The sequence below is a fragment of the Fodinibius salinus genome, assembly GCF_008124865.1.
In the GTDB taxonomy this organism is placed as follows: Bacteria; Bacteroidota; Rhodothermia; order Balneolales; family Balneolaceae; genus Fodinibius; species Fodinibius salinus.
The window spans coordinates 38,142-59,827 of sequence record NZ_VNHY01000004.1 but is presented as its reverse complement, the minus strand read 5'-3'; the positions used below and the strand labels follow the sequence as shown (position 1 = coordinate 59,827).

At 41.9% G+C, this 21,686-nt stretch carries 16 protein-coding genes; 5 read left to right on the top strand and 11 right to left on the bottom strand.

Annotated features, from left to right (window positions below):
• Positions 1–126: 126 nt before the first annotated feature.
• Positions 127–963, bottom strand: a complete 837-nt coding sequence (locus LX73_RS10915; protein ID WP_148899548.1) for a DUF4382 domain-containing protein — start codon at positions 961–963, stop codon at positions 127–129.
• Between the two features lie 401 nt (positions 964–1,364).
• Between LX73_RS10915 and LX73_RS10910 the strand changes: the two genes are divergently transcribed.
• The 4 genes from LX73_RS10910 to lepB all read left to right on the top strand — a co-directional run bounded on the left by LX73_RS10910 (position 1,365) and on the right by lepB (position 5,395).
• Positions 1,365–1,646: a hypothetical protein gene (locus LX73_RS10910; RefSeq protein WP_148899547.1), complete on the top strand. Its 282-nt coding sequence runs from the start codon at positions 1,365–1,367 to the stop codon at positions 1,644–1,646.
• Positions 1,647–1,798: 152 nt separating this feature from the next.
• A complete protein-coding gene (gene lepA, locus LX73_RS10905; RefSeq protein ID WP_148899546.1) occupies positions 1,799–3,610 on the top strand; it encodes a translation elongation factor 4 in 1,812 nt (603 codons plus the stop codon).
• Between the two features lie 27 nt (positions 3,611–3,637).
• Positions 3,638–4,282: a hypothetical protein gene (locus LX73_RS10900; protein ID WP_246138242.1), complete on the top strand. Its 645-nt coding sequence runs from the start codon at positions 3,638–3,640 to the stop codon at positions 4,280–4,282.
• Between the two features lie 24 nt (positions 4,283–4,306).
• Complete coding sequence (lepB, locus tag LX73_RS10895) at positions 4,307–5,395, top strand: signal peptidase I (RefSeq protein WP_246138241.1); 1,089 nt, start codon at positions 4,307–4,309, stop codon at positions 5,393–5,395.
• A 60-nt stretch (positions 5,396–5,455) separates the two neighbouring features.
• On the opposite strand, the gene rlmN is transcribed toward lepB, so the two are convergent.
• The 3 genes from rlmN to LX73_RS10880 all read right to left on the bottom strand — a co-directional run bounded on the left by rlmN (position 5,456) and on the right by LX73_RS10880 (position 7,790).
• Positions 5,456–6,568, bottom strand: coding sequence for a dual-specificity RNA methyltransferase RlmN (gene rlmN, locus LX73_RS10890; RefSeq protein WP_148899545.1), 1,113 nt, complete (start codon positions 6,566–6,568; stop codon positions 5,456–5,458).
• A 62-nt stretch (positions 6,569–6,630) separates the two neighbouring features.
• Positions 6,631–7,245 (bottom strand): peroxiredoxin-like family protein, encoded by a 615-nt coding sequence (locus LX73_RS10885; RefSeq protein WP_148899544.1) that lies wholly within the window; start codon positions 7,243–7,245, stop codon positions 6,631–6,633.
• Positions 7,246–7,361: 116 nt separating this feature from the next.
• Positions 7,362–7,790: an OsmC family protein gene (locus LX73_RS10880; protein WP_148899543.1), complete on the bottom strand. Its 429-nt coding sequence runs from the start codon at positions 7,788–7,790 to the stop codon at positions 7,362–7,364.
• Between the two features lie 195 nt (positions 7,791–7,985).
• Between LX73_RS10880 and LX73_RS10875 the strand changes: the two genes are divergently transcribed.
• Positions 7,986–8,900 carry a mechanosensitive ion channel family protein gene (locus LX73_RS10875; RefSeq protein ID WP_246138240.1) on the top strand — a complete coding sequence of 305 codons (915 nt, stop codon included), beginning with the start codon at positions 7,986–7,988 and terminating at the stop codon, positions 8,898–8,900.
• Positions 8,901–8,928: 28 nt separating this feature from the next.
• Here the strand turns inward: LX73_RS10875 and LX73_RS10870 are convergent, their stop codons facing one another.
• From LX73_RS10870 to LX73_RS10840, 7 genes are all read right to left on the bottom strand, one after another.
• Positions 8,929–10,026 carry a hypothetical protein gene (locus LX73_RS10870; protein ID WP_148899542.1) on the bottom strand — a complete coding sequence of 366 codons (1,098 nt, stop codon included), beginning with the start codon at positions 10,024–10,026 and terminating at the stop codon, positions 8,929–8,931.
• Between the two features lie 395 nt (positions 10,027–10,421).
• Positions 10,422–12,656 (bottom strand): S9 family peptidase, encoded by a 2,235-nt coding sequence (locus LX73_RS10865; RefSeq protein WP_148899541.1) that lies wholly within the window; start codon positions 12,654–12,656, stop codon positions 10,422–10,424.
• A gap of 85 nt (positions 12,657–12,741) precedes the next feature.
• Entirely contained in the window at positions 12,742–13,494 is a 753-nt protein-coding gene (locus tag LX73_RS10860) for a ZIP family metal transporter (protein WP_148899540.1), read from the bottom strand.
• A gap of 261 nt (positions 13,495–13,755) precedes the next feature.
• Positions 13,756–15,492: a phospho-sugar mutase gene (locus LX73_RS10855; protein WP_148899539.1), complete on the bottom strand. Its 1,737-nt coding sequence runs from the start codon at positions 15,490–15,492 to the stop codon at positions 13,756–13,758.
• A gap of 205 nt (positions 15,493–15,697) precedes the next feature.
• Positions 15,698–16,723, bottom strand: a complete 1,026-nt coding sequence (gene lgt / locus LX73_RS10850; RefSeq protein WP_148899538.1) for a prolipoprotein diacylglyceryl transferase — start codon at positions 16,721–16,723, stop codon at positions 15,698–15,700.
• Between the two features lie 52 nt (positions 16,724–16,775).
• Positions 16,776–18,239 (bottom strand): cysteine--tRNA ligase, encoded by a 1,464-nt coding sequence (gene cysS / locus LX73_RS10845; protein ID WP_148899537.1) that lies wholly within the window; start codon positions 18,237–18,239, stop codon positions 16,776–16,778.
• A 332-nt stretch (positions 18,240–18,571) separates the two neighbouring features.
• Positions 18,572–21,676 (bottom strand): AsmA family protein, encoded by a 3,105-nt coding sequence (locus LX73_RS10840; protein ID WP_148899536.1) that lies wholly within the window; start codon positions 21,674–21,676, stop codon positions 18,572–18,574.
• Positions 21,677–21,686: the final 10 nt, after the last annotated feature.

Below are 21,686 nucleotides of genomic sequence, written 5' to 3'. Positions count from 1 at the left end.
CGTAGCAAAAATCCATTTAAAGGTATTTTGGATTAATTTGTTTTAATATTCCGCCAAAGATGTTCGAATAAAAAAGGCCCTTGCCTTGCGACAAGAGCCTTTGACTCATCATTTAACCTTGAGGGGTTAAAGAGTACTGTTTTGTTCTAACTGGATAGTATCAAGGTCAGTTTCTTTACCTGCCTCTACTTTAATATTGGTTTGTGTAGAATCAGAATACTGATCGCTGCTGGGATCAAAAACAACTTCATAGTCACTATCGGGAGCAAGGCCGATAATTTCGAAGGTTCCATTTTCGGCGGTGATAGTAGATGTTACTGTATCGCCTTCGAGCACAGCGAGCACATTGGTGTTAAAATCTGCGGGTTGTACATTTCCGGCAATAGATCCAGTTTCTGCAAGATTTACCGCACGAAGCACCGGTTTGAGCAAATATCCATCATTTCCTTTTTCTACAATAGACCGAGCAACATCAAAATCGATAAGTAGAGAGTAGGTTACACCGTTTTCTACTTCGGCATCTACATTAAGCTTAAGCCCGGATTGTTTTGCGCTGGGTGTTTGCAGGGGATGAGTTTGTCCATCTACCGTAACGGTATTATCGTCACCCAAAATAAACCGAATTTGTGAATAAGTACCGGCTTCTAGTTCCTTGGAACCAAGCATGATTTGGTTACCGTTGGTTAATTCTAGTAGATTTATTTTCATCTGCTGATTCATGATGGTAACCCATCCGTTTTCTTCAGCTTCCTCATCGGATTCTGTACTATCGGTTTCTGCGTTTTCTTTTTTGTTAACACGCACTTTGTTAATGGTGACATTTACTGAATCGTAATTAGTGGGGGCATCGGTCATGGTAACTTCCATGGTGCCTGTTCCACCATTAGATCCAGTGTTGTCACATGCGGTAAATCCCATAGCAAGAGTCATTATAATCGTTAATAGTAGCGAAATGTTTTTCATAGCAGTATAAATTTATTCATGTTTTCATTAGAATAGATTTTAACCCCACCTGCTAAAATTTGTTTCGACGTTAAACCTTTTTGAAATAGTCTAATTGCATATTTCGTTTAGAGTAGGGATAAAATGTTCTAATCAGGCATAAATAGCCGCTACGAAAACAATAAGCAGGAGAGTAAAGAGGGAAAACTGTATAATAGGATTATAAATCAATTTTTTGAGCATGCGGACTTATACATTTAATAAGTTTTGTACAGTGGTATTAAATATACTTTTACTACCGCCGATAATAATTGTTCCCCATCGCAGTATTTAGGTTATTTTAGTGATTGATCTATTATACCTAAACGATTATTCTTATAATTGAATAAGATATAACAGAAAATTAATCGAGATATAATATTATGATTACAACGGCTCAATTTACTTACATCCCGCTTCGAGCGGCTGATCCGCGTGAGAGTATTGATTATTTGCTGGAGCTGGTTGCTCAGCATGATGTAGAAGTGGATGTAAATTATCTATCAACAAGTGTTCGGGGTGAGACCGAAGTAGTGTTTGAACTGATTCGTGAAATGTATGACACTATGACGATAGAAAAAGAAGAATTCCGTTTCCATGTTGAATTGCTAAGTCCCGAAGCAGAAGAGCAGGATCCAATAGATATCCCCAGTGGTGATGAATAGATCAGAAATTTGTTCTTAAAGCCCAATACTTTCTGGTATTGGGCTTTAAGATTATTTTTGCTTTTCTGACGGATATGTATGCAATGCCCTCGCCATTTTTGTATCTTGACCGTTCTTTTCAGAAACCCAATTTTTGTTGACGGCACGTCTTTATGACTCAGATTCGCAACTTTAGTATTATTGCCCATATTGATCACGGCAAGTCAACGCTCGCAGATCGTTTGCTTGAGCGCACCGGTGCTATTACTGAGCGCGAAATGCAGGAACAGATTCTTGATGATATGGATCTGGAACGCGAGCGGGGGATCACTATTAAAAGTCATGCTATCCGCATGGATTACCAGCGGCCAAGTGGGGAGCGGGTACTCTTTAATCTTATTGATACACCTGGGCATGTTGACTTTGCCTATGAGGTGTCTCGTGCTCTTAAAGCATGCGAAGGTGCACTGCTGGTGGTTGATGCTGCTCAGGGGATTGAAGCCCAGACTATTTCAACGCTTTATCAGGCGATGGAGCAAGATCTTGAAATTGTACCTGTGCTTAATAAAATTGATCTGCCGGGCGCCGATCCTGAAGGTGTAGGTCAGCAGATAGTGGATCTTATTGGCTGTGACCATGAGGAAATTTTAAAAGTATCAGGCAAAACCGGTGAAGGTGTTGATGAGCTGCTGGAAGCGATCGTCGAGCGTATTCCCGCACCGGGACGTAAATCTGAGGAGCCGCTGAGAGCCCTTATTTTTGACTCCATTCACGACAGTTACCGTGGTTCTATTGTTTATGTACGGGTGATGGAGGGTACACTCGAGAAGGGGGATGCTATCCGATTTATGGCAACGCAGAAAGAATATGAAGCCGAAGAGATTGGTTATCTCAAGCTCGAAAAAGAGCAGACCGAAAAACTGGAGGCTGGCGATGTGGGCTATGTGATAGGCAGCGTAAAATCGCTGGATGATGCCCGAGTGGGTGATACAGTGACGTCGGTTGATAATCCTGCTGAAGAGCCTATTCCGGGATATCAAGAGCCCAAGCCGATGGTATTTAGCGGGCTTTTCCCTACACAATCCGATGATTTTGAGGACCTGCGATCAGCACTGGAAAAGCTACAGCTTAATGATGCGTCGCTTACTTATCAGCCGGAAACGTCGAAAGCACTTGGCTTTGGATTTCGTGCCGGATTTTTGGGAATGCTGCATATGGAGATTGTACAAGAGCGGCTGGACCGTGAGTTCGATATTGATATTATTACTACCGTGCCCAACGTGGAATATGAAGTACTCATGAGTGAGCACGGGGAGCAACAGAAAATAACGGTTGACAGTCCCACGGACATGCCCGACCAGCATAAAATAGATGCAGTGTATGAACCATATATCAAGGCTAGTATATTAACTCCCTCGGATTACATTGGCCCGGTAATGACCTTGTGCGAAGAAAAACGCGGCAAATATGTGAATCAGCTTCACATGCAGAGTCAACGGGTAGAGATTAAATACGAACTGCCGATGGCTGAAGTAGTTTTTGATTTTTACGATCGCCTCAAAAGTGGTACGCGTGGTTATGCGTCTCTAGATTATGACTTCCTGGAGTATCGCGAAGGTGATTTGGTCCGTTTGGATATTCTACTTAATAAAGATCCGGTGGATGCGTTATCAAGTATTGTTCATCGTGACAAAGCCTATGAATTAGGTCGTAAGTTATGTAAGAAATTGAAAGACTTAATTGATCGTCATCAGTTTGAGGTTCCCATCCAGGCCGCTATTGGGTCGAATGTTATTGCTCGTGAGACAATCCCGGCTGTTCGTAAAGATGTAACGGCAAAGTGTTACGGCGGCGATGTTTCTCGAAAGCGTAAGCTGCTCGAAAAACAGAAGGAAGGGAAAAAACGAATGAAACAAGTAGGAACAGTAGAAGTACCCCAGGAGGCATTTCTTGCTGTATTGTCGATGGATGATGACAATTCGTAACCTCTAATGTATGCTAATTTAGCCAAAATGAAGAAAATAATGCTTTCAGGACGACTACATAAATTGCAGCAATCCTCTTTTCGGCAACGTATGCGGGGCTGTTTGCTCCTAGTTTGTATGTTGTTATTTGCCAGTGTGGCAAATGCCCAGTTTGAAAAACCGGAGTTTAAAAAAATAACAGCGGACCAGCACGAGCAGTTTTCGCAACAATTCGAAGATATTAATTGGACCGGTCGCGGACTATATGACAACACCGATTTGGATGATATAAAAACGAATAAGATTCGGGCAAAACTACAAGCTGCTTTTGGGAATCCTACAAAAACGCTTGAAGACCTAATAAATACAAAAGGGTTTAGACCTGGAAAGGCTATACAATTCGAATACTGGTTTACGGTCAATGACAGCATTCCGATGATGGTACTGGATGTGGACGGGCCGTTTACAGATGGGCTGGTCTTTGGAGGAGCGAGCAAATATATTGACCTGATGCCGCAAATTAAGCGTAGTTTTGTTAGAAAACTGATGAATATTGAAGAGCCGGGAGACTATAGTGATTATTTTTATTCTCCTGAGCGGGAGCAGTGGTTTCGAGTGGAGTATAAGAACGGTGAATATAAGACTGAGAAAATATCATCTCCCAACGGAATGGACATAAATTACGATCAATAATTAATGGACGATAAGGAGTAAACATTGGCAGATCAACTTTCGAAAGAAGAACGCAAAAAACGCCGAAAACAGCGGACTAAAAAGAAGAATAAACAGGCTAAGGGATGGCTTAGGGAGTGGATGGATGCACTGTTTTTTGCAGTCATCGCCGCACTGATTATTCGAACGTTTCTTTTTGAAGCCTATCGTATTCCTACGCCCTCGATGGAGAAGACATTGTTGACGGGGGATTTTCTTATCGTATCCAAAATCAATTATGGTCCTCGAACTCCTATGGTCTTGGGTGTGCCTTTTACAAATGTGTATTTGCCTGGCGTTGTGATGCCATGGACCCGCCTGCCCGGTTTTGAGGAGATAGAGCGTAACGATATTGTTGTATTTAATTATCCTATTGATTTATCACCTATAGCAGCCAAGACAAATTATATTAAACGTGCGGTAGGTATGCCTGGCGATACACTCTCAATCGATGATACCCAGCTTTACGTTAATGGTGATTCGGCCGAATCTTTTGCCGGGATCCAAAATACATATGCGGTACAGGTTCGGGATCGCGTGCGGTTAAGCTCTGCCAAAGTACGTGCTGCCGGTGGACAGCTTCTGCGCTCTCAGGGTGGCAATGGTTACCGGGTAAATATGACCAAAGAAGTTGCTGAGACGGTACAAAATTGGCCGGAAGTAAATAACGTAAAGCCTTTTGTACTACCCGATAATTTTAATGAATACAGTCGTGCCGACTTTAACTTTTCATCGGGATTCAATAATCATCACCATCTGCCTCCGGTAGTTGTTCCGTCGAAAGGTGATACAGTTACATTAACACCTGATAATTACCATATTTACGAAAATATTATCACTCGATACGAAAAGAATGATGTAAAACGTAATGGTAATCAGTTTGTTATTAATGGGAAACAGACGGATACTTACACCATCAAACAGGATTATTATTTTATGATGGGTGATAATCGCGATAACAGCCAGGACAGCCGGTTCTGGGGATTTGTGCCTCAGTCTCATATTGTGGGTAAGGCAGGCATGATCTATTTTTCTTGGGACAGCGAACGCTGGTTACCGCGCTTTGGACGCATGCTTAACTTTATTAATGAATAGTTGTTGGTTATACTGTTATTAGTTAATAGATGTAGGTAGTTTTTTAAAGTGAACCAATAACTAATTCTTGCGGATGGTCTTTCCTTTCTCTTGACCGTCTTTGATGGCTAGTTGACCGCAGCCGGCATCTATATCATCACCGCGGCTTCGACGTACTGTAGCGGTAATATCACGTTTAACAAGTTCTTGCATAAATGCATCCAACCGATCTTCGCGCGCTCCCTTTAGCGCAACACCGGCAACATCATTGTACATGATGATATTGACTTTGCTGGGAACCCATTGCACAATGTCAGCAAGCTGACGAGCATCTTCGGGAGTATCATTAAACTCATCAAATAATAGATATTCATAAGTAATCGGGCGATGGAGTTTGCCGTAATAATATTTTACGGCTTCTTCGAGTTTTTCGAGGTTCATCGAATTGTTGATGGGCATTATCTCATCACGCTTTTCATCATTGGCTGCATGCAGCGAAATCGCCAGATTAAAGGGTTGCCGCTCATCTGCAAGTTGCTTTATCTGCTTTGTTAATCCTACCGTAGAGACGGTGATTCGTTTGGGAGAAAGGTTAATACTTAGTTCGTCTGTAATAATGGATGCAGAGTTGACGATAGCACTGTAATTATGCAGTGGTTCACCCATTCCCATATATACAATATTGGTGATGCCCTTGCCGAACTTCTTTTCGCAAAGCTCGTCGATATATTGTACCTGATCAACAATTTCGCCGTGCGTGAGGCTACGGAAAAATCCCATTTTGCCAGTTGCACAAAACGAGCATCCGAATACACACCCAACCTGGGATGACACGCAGACGGTTAGTCGGTTAGCGGCTCCATCATCATAAAAGTCGGGAATTAGTACCGATTCTACTTTGTGTTCTTCTTCACCCTGCAATTTAAACAGGAATTTGATAGTACCGTCTTTGGATTCCTGTTGGCGCACGTGTTCAATAGTAGGCACTTTTGCTACCTCAGCAAGCTGGTTGCGTAAGTCTTTGGAGAGATTAGTCATCTCCTCAAAGCTATGCACGCCTTTTTGATACAACCATTGAAAGATCTGATCACTTCGAAAAGATTGAAGTCCCAGATCATCACAGAACTCCTGTAGTTCGGTTTTCGTAAGATCTTTGAGGTTTACTTTCTCTTTGGTATCGGTTTTTGTAGCCATAACCCCAAAGATACAAATACTGTCGCAGTGTTGTTAACCAGTTATTGAAAACTATGTACTGATTAATTATTGGGGTGATAAGCCTTTGCTGCAGTTAACAGTACATCTGAGTTAATGCGCGTTTTGGAGTTGGGATTTACATACTGGAAGGTAATGAGTCCGTCAGGATTAACCAGAAAGACTGATGGAACCGGCAGTAGATGATGTTTTTGTCCCGAGCTTTTTTCTATTGTCAACCTCTTTTCTTCATTATTTGACTTAAATGCCAGTCCGAAAGACCGAGCTAGTTTCATTGAACTGTCGGAAAGCAGGGTATAGTCCAGGTCATTTTCCTTAATACTCTTTTTAAGATTGCTGGGTTTATCGGGACTTACAGCCAATATTTGGTATCCCATATCTACCAGCTTTTGTTGGATTTGTTGGAGTTCGGCCAAGTGGGTATTACAAAATGGACACCATCCGCCGTGATAAAACACGAGCACTGTTGCTTGTTTGTTAATCAAATTTTCTAAATTGACCAGAGAGCCGTCAATTGTTTGAAGAGAAGAATTAGGTATAGTGGACCCAGTGAGGACAGGACTAATTTCTGATGGTTTTTTCGCATATGATTGCGCTTGAAGAGAGGTGGCTAGTATTAATAGGAAAGAAGCAAAAAAAGCAGTAAAAGTGTATTTCATAGTAAGATCTATTTATGTGAATTTTTTTTAATGATGTTGTGGGCCGGCACAATCTTACTAAAAAAGGGATGTCCTGAAGCGAGACATCCCCAAAATATAAAATGGAAGTCGTTAATTTAGCTTTGTAGTGTGGCATTTAGTTTAATATTGACGCCTGCCAGTGCCTTTGAAACCGGACAGTTTTTCTTTGCCGCTTCTGCAATTTCCTGGAACGTCTCATCATCAATATCCGCAATATTACCGACTGTATTAAGTGTAATAGTAGTAATAGCAGGATCACCATCCACTATTTCGAGAGATACTTCAGCATCAGTTTGTACTGATTCTGGTGAAAATCCTTCTTCCGCAAGAGCTCCAGACAAAGCCATGGAATAACACCCGGCATGGGCAGCCCCAATTAGTTCTTCGGGATTAGTACCGTCTCCTTCCTCAAATCGTGATTTAAAAGAATAATCGCCGTCATAGGCACCACTGCCAAACGACATATTTCCTTTTCCTGATTCCAGATTTCCATTCCATTGTGCTTTTGCTTTTCTATTTGGCATAGTAAAATAATGATTAATTATATTTTCTGATTATGAACTGATAACAATTGCAAATCATTAGGCATTCCTTCGCATAATATTTTTATATTAGGGCATCAAAAAATGTTTCTCATTTGATGGGGAATGTCGAGCAATTTTCTTGAATTGATTGTCATATTAATCAGAAAAAAATAAATACTTAAATTTTTTTGAACGATGGATATAAGTATTAACGAAGCTTATGGACAGCTTTTAGATAAACTGCAGGGATGGCTGAATGCAACGATCGAAATGCTACCCAATCTCTTATTGGCGGCGGTAATTCTTACTGCATTTGTATTATTGGGTAAGCTGATTCGCAAAATGGTTGATCGGTTGTTACACAAAGCAACCAACAATCAAACGATTATTGATCTCCTTGAGACTATTGTTGGCGTAATTATTGTTGGCATTGGGCTATTTATTGCCTTAGGGATCTTGAATCTACAAGGTACAGTAACTTCGCTGCTGGCAGGTGCTGGTATTATTGGTTTGGCTATAGGTTTTGCATTTCAGGATATTGCAGCCAATTTTATTTCGGGTATCCTGCTTTCTATCCGGCATCCGTTTGGTAAAGGTGATATTATTGAGAGCAATGATTTTTATGGTACTGTCCGTAAGATAAATCTCCGCAATACGCTGGTGAAAACCCCGCAGGGACAACTCGTATATATTCCCAATAAGGAAGTGTATGAAAATCCATTTATCAACTATACAGCAAATAACGAGCGGCGTATCGATTTGTCGTGCGGTGTTTCTTACGGTGATGACTTAGAAAAGGCGAAAGAGCTGGCGATTGAAGCTGTCAAGGGATTGGACAACTATAACAGCGCCCGCGACGTCGAGTTTTATTATGATGAGTTTGGAGGCAGTTCCATCAATTTCAGTATTCGATTTTGGGTGGACTTCCGCAATAATCCCGATTACCTGTCGGCCCGCAGTGATGCGATTATGGCTATCACCAATAAATTTGATGAACACGATATCATGATTCCATTCCCAATCCGGACGCTCGACTTTGGAATTCGCGGGGGAGAAAAGTTGAATGCTATGTTGGAAAATAGGGAGCAATCAACCCGAGAAGATAATTAAAATAATATTTTGAGCATTACGACATTACTTAGAATCGTGGATTGACAATATTGTTATAGATAGATCCGAAGGAGTATTCAATACCGACTGAACCACGATAGGAATAAGAGGTACTCTGCTGGCGCAAATTCAGTAGTTGTTCGGCGTCCGATATACTTTCTTTAGGGATTGAAAGTTGATCATTTATTAGTGAATATCGACCAGATAGGTTTAACGAAAGTCCCCGGAATATGCGAAAGTCAAACTCAAGGTTAAGATCAAGTCGGTTTTTACTGAGATCGCGAAGATAGGTAGACGCTTTTACTCGGCCTTCGATTTCTCCCCATGGTTGGGTAAACTCTAATCGACTTCGTAGTTCAGGACGGATCAGAAAGTCAGTCTTTTTATTAAAAATGGTTTCTGTTTGGTAGTCAAAGTAACTTGCAGACATTACATACATGAAGCTTATTCTGCGTTCTGCATATTCTTCGTAGGGGAATACATTATACTCAATAGCGGGGCTGCCAGAAATATTAAAGTCAATGTTATTTCGACTGGAAGAGAACGATTCGGCAAGTAAGCCCAACGACCAATGCTCTGTCAAACTTCTGACAACAGAACTTTCAAAACTCTGCCCCCGTGTTACAAAGATATTGGTTTCTTCGTTACCTAATGAGTCGGTCGATGTGAACTTTTTTCTGTTGTAGTCATAATCATATTCCATGTTTACTTTCCAGTTTTTAGTAACGTGATCTGCTGAAGCACCCATCGAAATAAATAAGTTTTTCCTGCTTTCTTCGCCATTAAAGAAGCTTCTTCCATCTAACTCAAATACCCAGTAATTCCATTTGTCAGATTGAGCAGATCTTTGATCTGTAGACTCATTATCTGCTTTATAGGTTATATTAATATTCCCTAAAACAGGACTGGTTGATAAATAAGGAATAAGGCCAACTTTTATTTTTTTAACTAATCCTTTGCGTTCCTCGTCCTTGGTATCCGATTTTGGAGAAGTATACGTTAGCTTTTGATCTTGTGAATTAAAGTTTTTACGCCCGATATAACGCAACGTGTATTGCGTTCCCCCACTACCTGTGCGTTGTTTTGTTAGCAGTAGATGAAGTTGAGCATCCTCTTTGTCTCGCATGTAATTAACAAAGTTAATGTTATCGCGGATATATGAGCGATCACATCGGTTACAATCTAAAAATATTTTGATGGTACCATCTGAAACATCCTTTTTTTGACCATGACTGATAAAAGGAACAAGAATAATTATGAATAAAAGGGTAACGTTTGTTTTGGTATAAACCATTATTAAGGCTAAAAGTTTATGGATTGTGTTAGGAGTGGGAGAGCGTTGAATGTAAAAACTATAATTAAGACTTTTTAATCTTTTGAGACAACGTTTTCATACAAAAGCTTTTTAAAAAGGCGGCGTTAAGTACCCAAAAGATTACAGATGTTTTAGCATAAAAAATCCCCTGCTTGGATGTGATTCCAAACAGGGGATAAGAAATAATCGTTCTTTTGACTGAATGATTATTTAAGGTGTTCAATTAAATAATTAGTATAAGTTTCATAGAGCAAATAATAGCTAGCTGTATTGAATGCCACGCCGTGGGCGCCGGGCGGATATATTCGCAGATCCACACCAATACCGTTGCCGGTAAAGGCAGTCATTAGCTGCATAGTGTTTTGAATGTGCACATTCTCATCCACCGTAGAATGCGAGAGCAGTAGATTAGCCTTAAGATTCTTGGCATGTGTAATAGAGGCACTTTGCTTGTATCCACTTTTATTATTTTTAAGTAGTCCCATATAGCGCTCGGTATAGATGCTGTCGTAAAATCGCCAGTCTGTGACAGGGGCTGTGGCAATACCGGCGGCAAAAACATCGGGATGAGTTGTTAAGGTATAAGTGGTCATGTATCCACCGTAACTATGCCCGCGGATGGCCATGCGATCACCGTCCACCCAATCTTTTTGTGCCATATATTTGACTGTTTCGGTAAAGTCATTGGCCTCCCATTTACCCAATTGTTTATATACAATTTTTTCAAATTCCGAGCCATAACCGCCACTGCCACGATTATTGACGTTAACAACGACAAAACCTTTTTGAGCTAAATATTGATTCCATCCGTTGGATTCCCACGAATTATAAACACCCTGTGCACCGGGTCCCCCATAAATATTCAGCAGTAGCGGATAGGTTGAGTCCGGATCAAAATCAACGGGCTTAATCATGTAGCCGTCGAGCTGTTGGCCATCGGATGTGGTAAAGGAAAACAGTTCGCGCGGAGAATAAATGTGAGATTGAATAAAATCATTAACTGAGCTGTTATTTTCCAATACCTTCATCTTCCCATTCATGGTGTTCCAGAGTTCAACCTGCGTAGGAGTGGTGGTATTTGAGTACCGGTTGATAAAGTACTTGCCGTTTGATCCCATACTAATATCATGAGTACCCTGGGCAGTGGTATGCTTCATCTTATTGTCGCCGTTGAAGTTGATAGAATACAGATGACGCTCGAGGGGAGAAGTTTCTGTAGAATTATAATAGATGCGATTATTGCGATAATCTACGGTATGTACGTAGGTTACTTCCCAGTTCCCATCTGTTACTTGATTCTTGAGCTGGCCATCATATCCATAGCGATAAATGTGACTATAACCGTCGCGGTCTGATATCCAGAAAAATTCTTCACTGTCTTTGGGAAAGAAAAACAGGTGATTGATACCGGCGAAAAAGTCAAACACATCAATCCATGCATCCGATTTTTCTTCCATTACCAGTCGGCTAGTGCCGGTATTTATATCATTAAAATGTAGTTTAAGGTGATTTTGAGCACGATTCAGATGCACTATCGCTAGTTTATTACTTTTTGAGGTCCAGTACAATCGTGGGATGTATCCGCCTTCAGGGATGTCCATCCATTGCTTGTTCGTTGATTCAATATTGATAACACCAATTTTCACCTTGGGATTTTTGTCGCCTACTTTTGGGTACGGAATTTCCTGGTATTCAGGATGTTGGCCGGAATAGTCTGTCATCTGAAAAATGTTGACGTCTCGTTCATCCGTTTGCCAATAGGCAATATGTTTGCTATCCGGTGACCATTCCCAGCCTTGTGCTAATCCAAACTCTTCCTCGTAAACCCATCCAAATCGTCCATTATAAAAGTTTTCTTTGGCACTGTTGGTAAGTTGTTTTTCTTTTTCAGATTCCAAATCATAGACAAACAAATCGCCATTTCGTTCATAACCGATTTTTTCACCGTTTGGTGAAAGTTCTGCTGTTCGAGCATCTTCGACCAATAGTTTCAGTGTGCCTTTATTAACAGAATAGAGGTAATAATCAGAAATACCAGAGCGCCGGTAAACAGGACGGAAGTTTGATTTAAACACCAAATATTCCGAATCCTTAGACCACTGGAATGACGAGTATTCAAAGGTAGAATCTGTGGATGGGAAGGTGTGGTTGGTATTGTTAAATATCAGTTCATCTTCTTCGGTGGCAGGGTCATAGGCTCGAATTTCCATGCTTTCGGTCTCTTTGTTGTACTGCATGTAGGAGTACCGGTTGCCGTTATCTATCCATGTAACATTACGGGGGCCGTTGGAGCCACTGAGCTGACTACTCTTTGAAAGTGCTTCTTTAACGCTGGAATACTGTTTTTTCTGTTGGGCATACGCTTGATGAGAAAAAGCAAAGCCAGCAATAAAAATAGTTAAAGCGAAAATCCGAAAGCCTAATGTAGATAGTTTTTTCATTTCTTTGCAGTATGGTTTAAAATCAATTCTTTTCAGATTAGTAGAAGTAATTAAATATTACAGGGTTGGGCAAGTAAAATATTTATCATCCGATAAGTGTCTGAAAGACAATCATCAATGTTATGGCAATAGTGGTAGTAGTTGCTACAGTTGATGTATTGGTTTCTTCGATGGCATCAGGGATAAGTTCAGCAAAGACCATCCAGATCATAGCGCCGCCTGCAAAGCCAAGCCCCATGGGCAGGTAGGTACGAAAAATTTCTACAAACAGAAAAGCAGGTACAGCCATCAGCGGTTGAGGCAAGCTCGAGAAGATGCTCCACCAGCCCGCTCGAGCTACAGAAGTGCCACGGGGGATAAGTACCAGGGAGATAGCAAGCCCTTCGGGAATATTATGAACGGCAATTGCAGTAGTGATAAATAATCCTAGGTCAATACCACCGCTGAATGATACACCTACACTTACACCTTCGGTGAAAGAGTGTAGTGTCATAATACCAACAATAAGCAGCATCTTGGCGCTGTCGGCTTTGTTGATATTTTTGATAGAAAAGTCTCCATCATACTGGTCCAGCACTTTTTGACTGAGGACGATAAATCCCAGGCCAATCAGGATACCCCAGAATGTGAACCATAGATCGTGGTTGAGTCCTTCATATATTAGCCCAAAGCTGGCAGCAAGCATGAGCCCCGAAGCTATAGCGTTAGAAATCCCTAGCCAACTGCGTGTCAGATTTTTTATAAAGAAAAAGGGAAGGGCCCCTAACCCTGTGGCAATGGCAGTAATCAGGGCATACAGAAAAACTTGAACAGCAGGATTTTGAAGGAGTTCTGACATAAGGTATAATAGTTTATGCAGGGGAATATAAATATAGCTTTTTCCTAATCCATCGGGATGCTAAAATTTAGAATGGAATTAAATAGGGAAGTGATGACTGAGGAGTAAAATAATAGATGGTTAAAAACTCTGCTGCAAAGCCATGTATTATTGCCTATCTCTAATAAAGAAACTGTAATTCTGCACTTGTATCTCAGAATAGTGGAAGTAGGCTTCCCTTGTAAATCCTTTCATATGCATTATTTATCATTCGATACTATATTATTCAGTTAGGTCATTAATAATAGCATCCATCTTATCTTCAAGCTGCTTAGTAGTAGTATCAAAGTCTGCTCTGTTTTCGATATTTGTGTTCACGCTACAATAGAACTTAATTTTTGGCTCCGTGCCCGAGGGGCGAACCGAAACGATAGATTCATCTTTAGTGATAAATTGCAGAACGTTTGATTGAGGTAGCTCAATAGCTTGGGTTTCTCCGGACTTGAGATCTTGTTCCTGCTTCGTCTGATAATCCTTGATTCGTATAATCTCCGAACCGCCCAGCTTTTTAGGTGGATTTTTCCGGTAGTTATCCATCATCTTCTTAATTTCTTTAGCCCCTTCGCGTCCCCGTTTATAAACCGAAACTAATCGCTCCCGATAATAACCATGTTCAATATACATGTCTAAAAGAGCTTCAAATAGGCTGCTCCCCTGATCTTTATAATAGGCCGTCATTTCGGCAATGATTGCTGCCGAAACCACCGCATCTTTATCGCGGACGTGTTCGCCAATCAGGTAGCCGTAGCTTTCTTCTCCACCGGCAATGAATTGTTTTTTGCCCTCGAGCTTGGTCATTAGTTCGCCAATATATTTAAAGCCGGTAAGGGTGTTGTAACAGTCCACGCCGTACTCATCGGCGATACGATCAATCAGGTAAGAAGTGACAATAGTTTTGACGACATACTCATTGCCGGATAGCTTGCCAGCTTTTTTCCAGGCGTTGAGCATATAGTTGATAATAAGTGTGCCTGTTTGATTGCCATTGAGCAGTACCCATTCATTATGGTTGTTTTTTACAGCTATGCCCACACGATCGGCATCGGGATCGGTAGCCATTACCAGCTCGGCGTCGATGGCTTTGGCTTTCTCGAGTGCCATCGATAGTGCTTCTTTTTCCTCGGGGTTGGGATACTCTACGGTGGGAAAGTTACCGTCGAAGCTCATTTGTTCTTTTACCAAGTGTACATTTTCAAACCCGTATCGCTTCAGTGCCGGGGGGACCATTACTCCGGAGGTACCGTGGATGGGGGAAAATACAATGGACAAATCTTTTTGCCGGGCAATGGCATCCTCAGAAACAGATAGGTCGGCAATGGCATCGAGATATTTCTTGTCAATAGTTTCGCCAATCATCTCGATGTTACTTTCATCAGCTTGGAAGTTTACCTCATCAATGCTTGTAATTTTTTGCACTTCTTCCATCACGGCTTGATCCTGTGGTGCAACCAGCTGACCACCGTCGGAGCCGTATGCTTTATAGCCGTTGTATTCTTTGGGATTGTGAGAAGCCGTTAGTACTACACCACCCTGACAGTCGAGTTCGCGAATGGCAAAAGACAGTTCTGGAGTGGGACGCAGCCCATCAAACAGATACACGTAAATACCGTTAGCAGAAAAAATATCTGCCACTACACGAGCAAGAGATTCGGAATTATTGCGGCAGTCGTGTGCAATAGCTACACTAATTTTCTCATCGGGATACTCCTTGTTCAGATAGTTAGCAAACCCCTGTGTGGCTATACCAAAGGTATATTTGTTGACGCGATTCGATCCCACACCCATAATCCCGCGGAGTCCCCCGGTACCAAATTCCAAATCTTTATAAAAAGCATCGGTCAGTTCATCATATTTTTCCTGATCCAGCTTTTGACGGATGGCATCTTTGGTTTCTTTATCGTAGCTACCGTTGAGCCACTGCTTTATTTTTTCTTTAATTTCAGGATCTAATGATTGCATAGGCGGTTAATGAATTTTCTAATTATTTCAGTGAGTTTCCTTGGAAGGAGAGAATTTAGAAGCTTGTTTCAGTTTTGGAATTCGCAGAACACTCCCTCTTTATCAAGTAGGAGCATAAGGATGGTTTATTTAATTTCCTTATGATAAATAAAAGAAAGTTATTTTCTTCTATAGCAGAAAAAATGAGAACCTGCTAAATTTGTTGTCAAGATTCAATTTCAGGAGACTGTTGCCAATCTACTTTTTTTGTGACCAGCCAGATGCCGACGGCGATCAGTGGTATACTCAGCCATTGCCCCATATTGAAAATCCAGTCAGCGGCAAAGGCAGCCTGCTCCATCTTCGTAAATTCCAGCAAAAAGCGACCGCTAAAAAGGATAGCGAGGAAAAGGCCAAATAAAGAGCCTTCTGGGGGATCATTGTCATAGTTTTTATAGATCTTCCAGAGAATCGCAAAGACGCCAATACAGAGGATCGCCTCGTATAGCATGGTAGGATGGCGGGGAATCATATCGAGCCGCGTAAAAATAACTCCCCAGGCCATTTCGGTGGGTTCGCCTATAATTTCGGAGTTAAAGAAATTGCCCGTTCGGATAAAGGCTCCAGCGATGGCAACGACAACGACTACCCGATCGGTAACCCACAAAAAACTCATATTTCTTTTATCACGGACAAAAAAGTATAGTGCAGTTAAGATACCTACAGCTGCACCGTGACTAGCTAATCCACCATGCCATACGGCCAATATTTCGGAGGGATGACGTAGATAAAAAGAAGGATCGTAAAAAAGTACGTGTCCCAGCCGTGCTCCCAGAACAGTAGCAATAATGACATAGAAGAAAAGCTGATCAACCTCTAGAGGATCACGATCAGCGTGGATAAACATTTTACGAGTCAGCCAAAATCCCACTAAAAATGAGGATGCAAAAAGCAGGCTGTACCACCGTAACTGAATGGGACCAAGTTCACTAATAGTGGGTGACGGGAGAATCAAAAATAGGAGTTGTCCAAGTACAAAAGAACCGAGCACGAGCCCCCAAAATTTCAGGGGCGGGGGTTCAGCTTCTTCATCTTGTCTTGTGTTCTCAGGTTTAATCTTTTGATATCCCAGGTAGATGAATACAAGGGCTGCCAAAATACCCAAGATAGAAATAGAGAATGGCAGGTTTATGGTACCAAAATCGAGGGCTACCGGATCAATGTTCCAAACTAGATAATCAGATTGTTGCATATATTCATTTTTAGTCATGAGTAATAAGGAACAGGGGTTTACTTATTACTCGTTACGCATTATCAATTTTATATTCTGTTCCTTCGGGGCCATCCATCAATTTAATGTCCATTTCTTGCAGGCGATCGCGGATAGCATCTGAGAGTTCAAAGTTTTTATTATGACGCGCTTCATTCCGGAAATCAATAAGCAGCTCGATAAGTTGTTCCGTCTTGTCATTTTGAGATGTAGTGTGCTCCTGTTTCGGCCAAAGTCCCAGTACGCCATCCACAAAGTTATGTAGAAATTCGTTAATCTCGCTAATATTCGCCGGAACATCACCCTCGCTAATTTTTTTCCGGATAGCCTTAAGTTCTTCAAACAGAATGGCGATGGCCTGGGCAGTATTAAAATCGTCATTGAGTTTGCTTTCCAGCGTGGTACGTAGTTTCTCAAGCTCATAGGTTTCATTACCTGCCTCATCGGGATCAATGCGGTCAATTGTTTTAACCATATCTTGTAGGCTCTGGAGTCCATTTTCGGCACCGGAAAGCGCATCTTCAGAAAAGTCAGTGGTACTTCGATAATGGCTTTGCAATAGAAAAAAGCGAATAATCTGCGGATCCCAAGCGCGGGTTAGCAGTTCGTGATCACCGGAGAAAAACTGATCCAGCGAAATCGCATTGCCCAGTGATTTTCCCATCTTTTGGCCTTCCAGTGTTACCATATTATTGTGCATCCAGTAGTTGGCAAACGGTTGGTCAAAAGCACCTTCACTTTGGGCAATTTCGCATTCGTGATGAGGGAACTGGTTATCCATGCCACCGCCATGGATATCAAAATGTTCGCCCAGATATTTTGTGGACATGGCTGAGCATTCGACATGCCAGCCAGGATAACCCTCTCCCCAGGGAGAAGGCCATTTCATAATGTGTCCGTCGCCGGCTTTTTTCCATAGTGCAAAATCTTCGGGTGCTTTTTTGTCGCTGGCAGTATCTATACGCGAGCCACTTTCCTGATCTTCAATGTCACGGCCGCTTAGCTTGCCGTAGCTCTCATCCGAAGAAACATCAAAATACACATTGTCTTCAGTTTCATAGGCATGTCCATTTTCGAGTAATTTCTCTACCATCTTAATTTGTTCGATGATGTGGCCTGTTGCACGAGGAGAAATATCGGGACGCTGCACGCCTAGCTTATCCATATCGCGAAAATAGTTGTACGTATATTTCTCGGCAATTTCCATGGGTTCGAGTTTTTCGATGGCAGCCTGTTTTTCGAGCTTGTCTTCTCCCTGATCGGCGTCATCAGTAAGATGACCTACATCGGTAATATTTTGCACATAGCGAACTTTGTATCCCAGATAGCGGAGATAACGCACCACGACATCAAAAGAGACATAGCTTTTGGCATGGCCCAGATGGGGATCCCCATAAACGGTAGGGCCGCATACATAGATGCCGACGAATCCTTCATTAATAGGTTCGAACTTTTCTTTACTGCGACTAAGCGTATTGTAAATATGCAGGTTATTCATGGAGTGGGATGACTCTTGTTAACGCACAAAATTTATTGAACTCTAAGATAAAGTTTAGATCGAATAGTTGACAATCTTCATTTTGTGATTAGATATAAATATTAAAGGAGGTATAGGCTGAGACGAAGAAGTCGTTACAGGTATAGAAATGAGGACAAATTTTAAACTTGTAATCGTCTCCGGGTTGAGATAGAATTGGTTTAGTAGCCGCTCCCCGAATGTTACGTTTTTTAAGTGTTACGTTATTCTTTACAATCTCTCCTTTCCAAAGAAGGTATATACCCTGTGGAATTGAGTTCTATTCCGCAGGACAGGGATGGGGTATTAAAATATCAGCCGTCAAATAATTTTTTGAGAGTGTTGCCTGCCTTGTCTTTCAGGAATTCTTTGATGATAGGTTTTATGGCCTCTTGGTCGGGACGAATTTTGGGGTTATCCTGCGTGCCGGTTACTCGCAAGGGAACCATAATGGTGCCATCTTCTTGCTTTAATGCTTTTGCTGCCCGATCGCTAATTACTGATCCGATAGCACTCTGAAATCGCCCGGGGAGGTAAGCTTTCATGTGATAGTCAATTTTACCGGTAACCATATGTTGAGTGCCGTCCATTTGCATGCCAATATCACCACTGGTGAGCCGCAGGTTCTTAATGGTAAAGATATTGTCTTTTAGTGTATAAGTACTTTTAAAATCATCAAGTTCTACATTTTTAAGTTCATTCGAATTAAAGAGTACCGCTAATTTATTTTGTAGCGGATGTTCCTGCAGCCGGGCATTAGCCATACTCATATCACCGTCCATAGTTGATGTTTTCATCACAGGCAGCAGCATATCATCAAGCTCAGTAGCGTAGTTTACATTAGCCGAAAAATTGCCGCTGACATATTCATGGAATTTACTGTTTTCGCCCAGTACTTGGTATTCCTCAAAAAAAGTGTTGACCTGCATGCCATCCAGCGAGCCATTGAAAGATAAGTTTGTGCGGTCAGGTTGGGGAATATTCCATATCAGCGAACCATTTGCCTGTCCGCCAAAAAGTTGAACGCTGGCACTGTTTAGCTTAATCTGTTTTGGGGTGGTGCTGGCCTTGGCTTCGAGATTCTTCATGGTAACTTCTGTAATGACCAGCTTAGAAATTTCGGCCGTAACGGAGCTAGTTAAATCAGGCAGATGTATAGGTACTGGTTCGTTAGAAGTGGTAGTGGTATCTTCCCAGTTAATAAGTTCATCTACATTCAGTAGTTTACTTTTATATGATCCGGTAAGATGTGGTGTTGTATCCCGATCTTTCTCTGCCTTCAAATAGGCCATGTAGTCATTAAGCGAACCATTAAGCGAAATGTCCGAAGAGCCTAGATTAAAGTTGAGGGCATCAAGGCTTACCTTAGCAGGAGAAAGGGTAAGCTTGCCATTAAGATTCTTGACCGGCTGTGTTAATGCCTCTCCTTGCATGTTGATACCGTTTGCAGTTAATTTGCCATTGAATTGCATATTAGCGGGATCTCCCGGCGCACCGGAAGCACGCAAGTTAAGGTCAGCATTGCCGGTTAGTTTGGTAATCGTCGGATTCAAATCATAATATTCGGTAATTTGTGATAGGTCAGCTTGCCCTTCAAGCCTAAGGTCCACGGTTTTGTTATCGCTTAAATAATTTGAAATTGTTCCCGAAGCCGACATTCCGTTATTGCCTGTGCGGAAACTAGCCTTAGAAATGCTAATAGTTGAACCGCTTAAATCCGACTGCAGTGTAATGTCCTGCAGTGGTTTCGCGAGTGTTTTATGTTCAATAAATCCATTTGTTAGTGATATGGAACCGCTTTGCACGGCATTTTCGATCTGCGTAGCCTTACCTTTGAGTGTGGCATTGGCTGTAAACATGCCATCCAGTCGCATAGTATCTTCACTAATGGGATAAAAGTCTTTTACGGTTCCTAGATCAAATTGGAGGTTAGCAGTCAGGTCTATGCTTCGTTGTTCTTCTTTTAACGGCTGATTGATGTCGCCCTGTATGGAGATAGTGTTGCTAGCCGCTTCCATGGCTAATTTGTTAATGTCGATCTTAGATTGACTGGCCTGGGCATCAATGGTAATGTTTTCAATTGGTTTGTTGACATCAGCGTAAGTCAGCCCGCCGTTACTAAGTGAGATAGCGGCATCAAAGTTAGCTTCTTCGGGATTGCTGGTGTTGCCGTTGGCTGTACCATTGACCGAAAGCTGACCGTCCAGCTGCTCGATATCAAATTGTGAGATATCGTAAAAATTGTTGATGGTGCTTAAGTTAACGTCGGAATCAATATCCAGGGAAAAATTACCGCTGCTTTCCAGGGGATTTTGCAGTTCACCGCTGGCAGAGAGCGTATTTTCTCCGGCTTCGGCATTAAGTTTAGAAATGGTAACTAGATCGTTTGAGGCCGAGGCATCAAGCTGAATGTTTTCTATTGGTTTTGGTAAATCGGGATTTTTGAGATAGCCGTCTTGTACTTTTGTGGATACATCAAAGCGGGGTAGTTTGTCACCGGCTAATGGACCTTTGAGTGTTCCGTCAATGGCTAAGGATCCTTCAGTTTTAAGTCCCTGAATGTACTCTTCGTATGATTTTGGGACCAGCCGAAGTAGTTCGCCGAAGTCGTCTGATGAAGAGTTAAACGCAAGGTCGGCATTCAGGGATTTGCTCCAGTCGGATATGGTACCCGAAAGATTGAGCGCAAGCCCGCGAATAGAAAGCGTTCCCTTATCCAGCATCAGGTTTTCGTTTTTCATATCGATGGTCGATTGCTGGTTGAGGTCCAGCGCAAGCCCGTTTAAGTAATTAGTGTCTTCAACCTTAGCCGATATCCCCCCAACCTGCAGGTCGATAGTGCTTTCAATAAGGTCAGCATAACGGAGGGCAATGTTGGCATCTAGGCTGTTAAGTTGGGCCGTAGTGTTAGCGGTTGAATCGGTATATCCAAAATCGCCGCCAGAAATTTGGAATGAGGGAATGTTTACAGCAAAACCAGCAGAGGCTGTTGTATCCGCAGCCGAGGTATCTGTGGCGGTCGCTTCGCTGGTCATCAAGAAATCAATGTTGGTAGATCCGTCTGAATGAACAACGTAAGTAAATTGGGGGTTTCGCAAGCTAATCTGGGAAACTTCAATCTGGTCCCCCATCAAAGAAAATAGTTCAACAGAGGCAACCAGTTCATCGAGTGCAAGAAGGGTGTCTTGCTGTGTTTCGCCGGGGATACTCATTTTTTCGATACTTAGACCTGGTTGTGGGAAGGTGCTAAATATAGTAAGCGACATTGATTCAACTTCTACCGTTCGTCCTACTGCATCATTCACATAAGGCATGATAGTTGATTGCAGCCGCTCATTGGTGAAATAGATGTTGAGTCCAATGATGACGACGATGAAGAGGGCTAAAATAGCACCAACAATTTTTAAAAATGTTTTCATAATAACATAG

What these genes read in the sequence shown, in the direction of transcription:
- LX73_RS10860 (WP_148899540.1), bottom strand. Translation starts at nt 13,494, where the DNA reads ATGTCAGAACTCCTTCAAAATCCTGCTGTTCAAGTTTTTCTGTATGCC.
- LX73_RS10840 (WP_148899536.1), bottom strand. Translation starts at nt 21,676, where the DNA reads ATGAAAACATTTTTAAAAATTGTTGGTGCTATTTTAGCCCTCTTCATC.
- LX73_RS10855 (WP_148899539.1), bottom strand. Translation starts at nt 15,492, where the DNA reads ATGCAATCATTAGATCCTGAAATTAAAGAAAAAATAAAGCAGTGGCTC.
- LX73_RS10875 (WP_246138240.1), top strand. Translation starts at nt 7,986, where the DNA reads ATGGATATAAGTATTAACGAAGCTTATGGACAGCTTTTAGATAAACTG.
- LX73_RS10865 (WP_148899541.1), bottom strand. Translation starts at nt 12,656, where the DNA reads ATGAAAAAACTATCTACATTAGGCTTTCGGATTTTCGCTTTAACTATT.
- rlmN (WP_148899545.1), bottom strand. Translation starts at nt 6,568, where the DNA reads ATGGCTACAAAAACCGATACCAAAGAGAAAGTAAACCTCAAAGATCTT.
- LX73_RS10880 (WP_148899543.1), bottom strand. Translation starts at nt 7,790, where the DNA reads ATGCCAAATAGAAAAGCAAAAGCACAATGGAATGGAAATCTGGAATCA.
- LX73_RS10910 (WP_148899547.1), top strand. Translation starts at nt 1,365, where the DNA reads ATGATTACAACGGCTCAATTTACTTACATCCCGCTTCGAGCGGCTGAT.
- LX73_RS10885 (WP_148899544.1), bottom strand. Translation starts at nt 7,245, where the DNA reads ATGAAATACACTTTTACTGCTTTTTTTGCTTCTTTCCTATTAATACTA.
- lepA (WP_148899546.1), top strand. Translation starts at nt 1,799, where the DNA reads ATGACTCAGATTCGCAACTTTAGTATTATTGCCCATATTGATCACGGC.
- LX73_RS10915 (WP_148899548.1), bottom strand. Translation starts at nt 963, where the DNA reads ATGAAAAACATTTCGCTACTATTAACGATTATAATGACTCTTGCTATG.
- cysS (WP_148899537.1), bottom strand. Translation starts at nt 18,239, where the DNA reads ATGAATAACCTGCATATTTACAATACGCTTAGTCGCAGTAAAGAAAAG.
- LX73_RS10900 (WP_246138242.1), top strand. Translation starts at nt 3,638, where the DNA reads ATGAAGAAAATAATGCTTTCAGGACGACTACATAAATTGCAGCAATCC.
- LX73_RS10870 (WP_148899542.1), bottom strand. Translation starts at nt 10,026, where the DNA reads ATGCGAGACAAAGAGGATGCTCAACTTCATCTACTGCTAACAAAACAA.
- lgt (WP_148899538.1), bottom strand. Translation starts at nt 16,723, where the DNA reads ATGCAACAATCTGATTATCTAGTTTGGAACATTGATCCGGTAGCCCTC.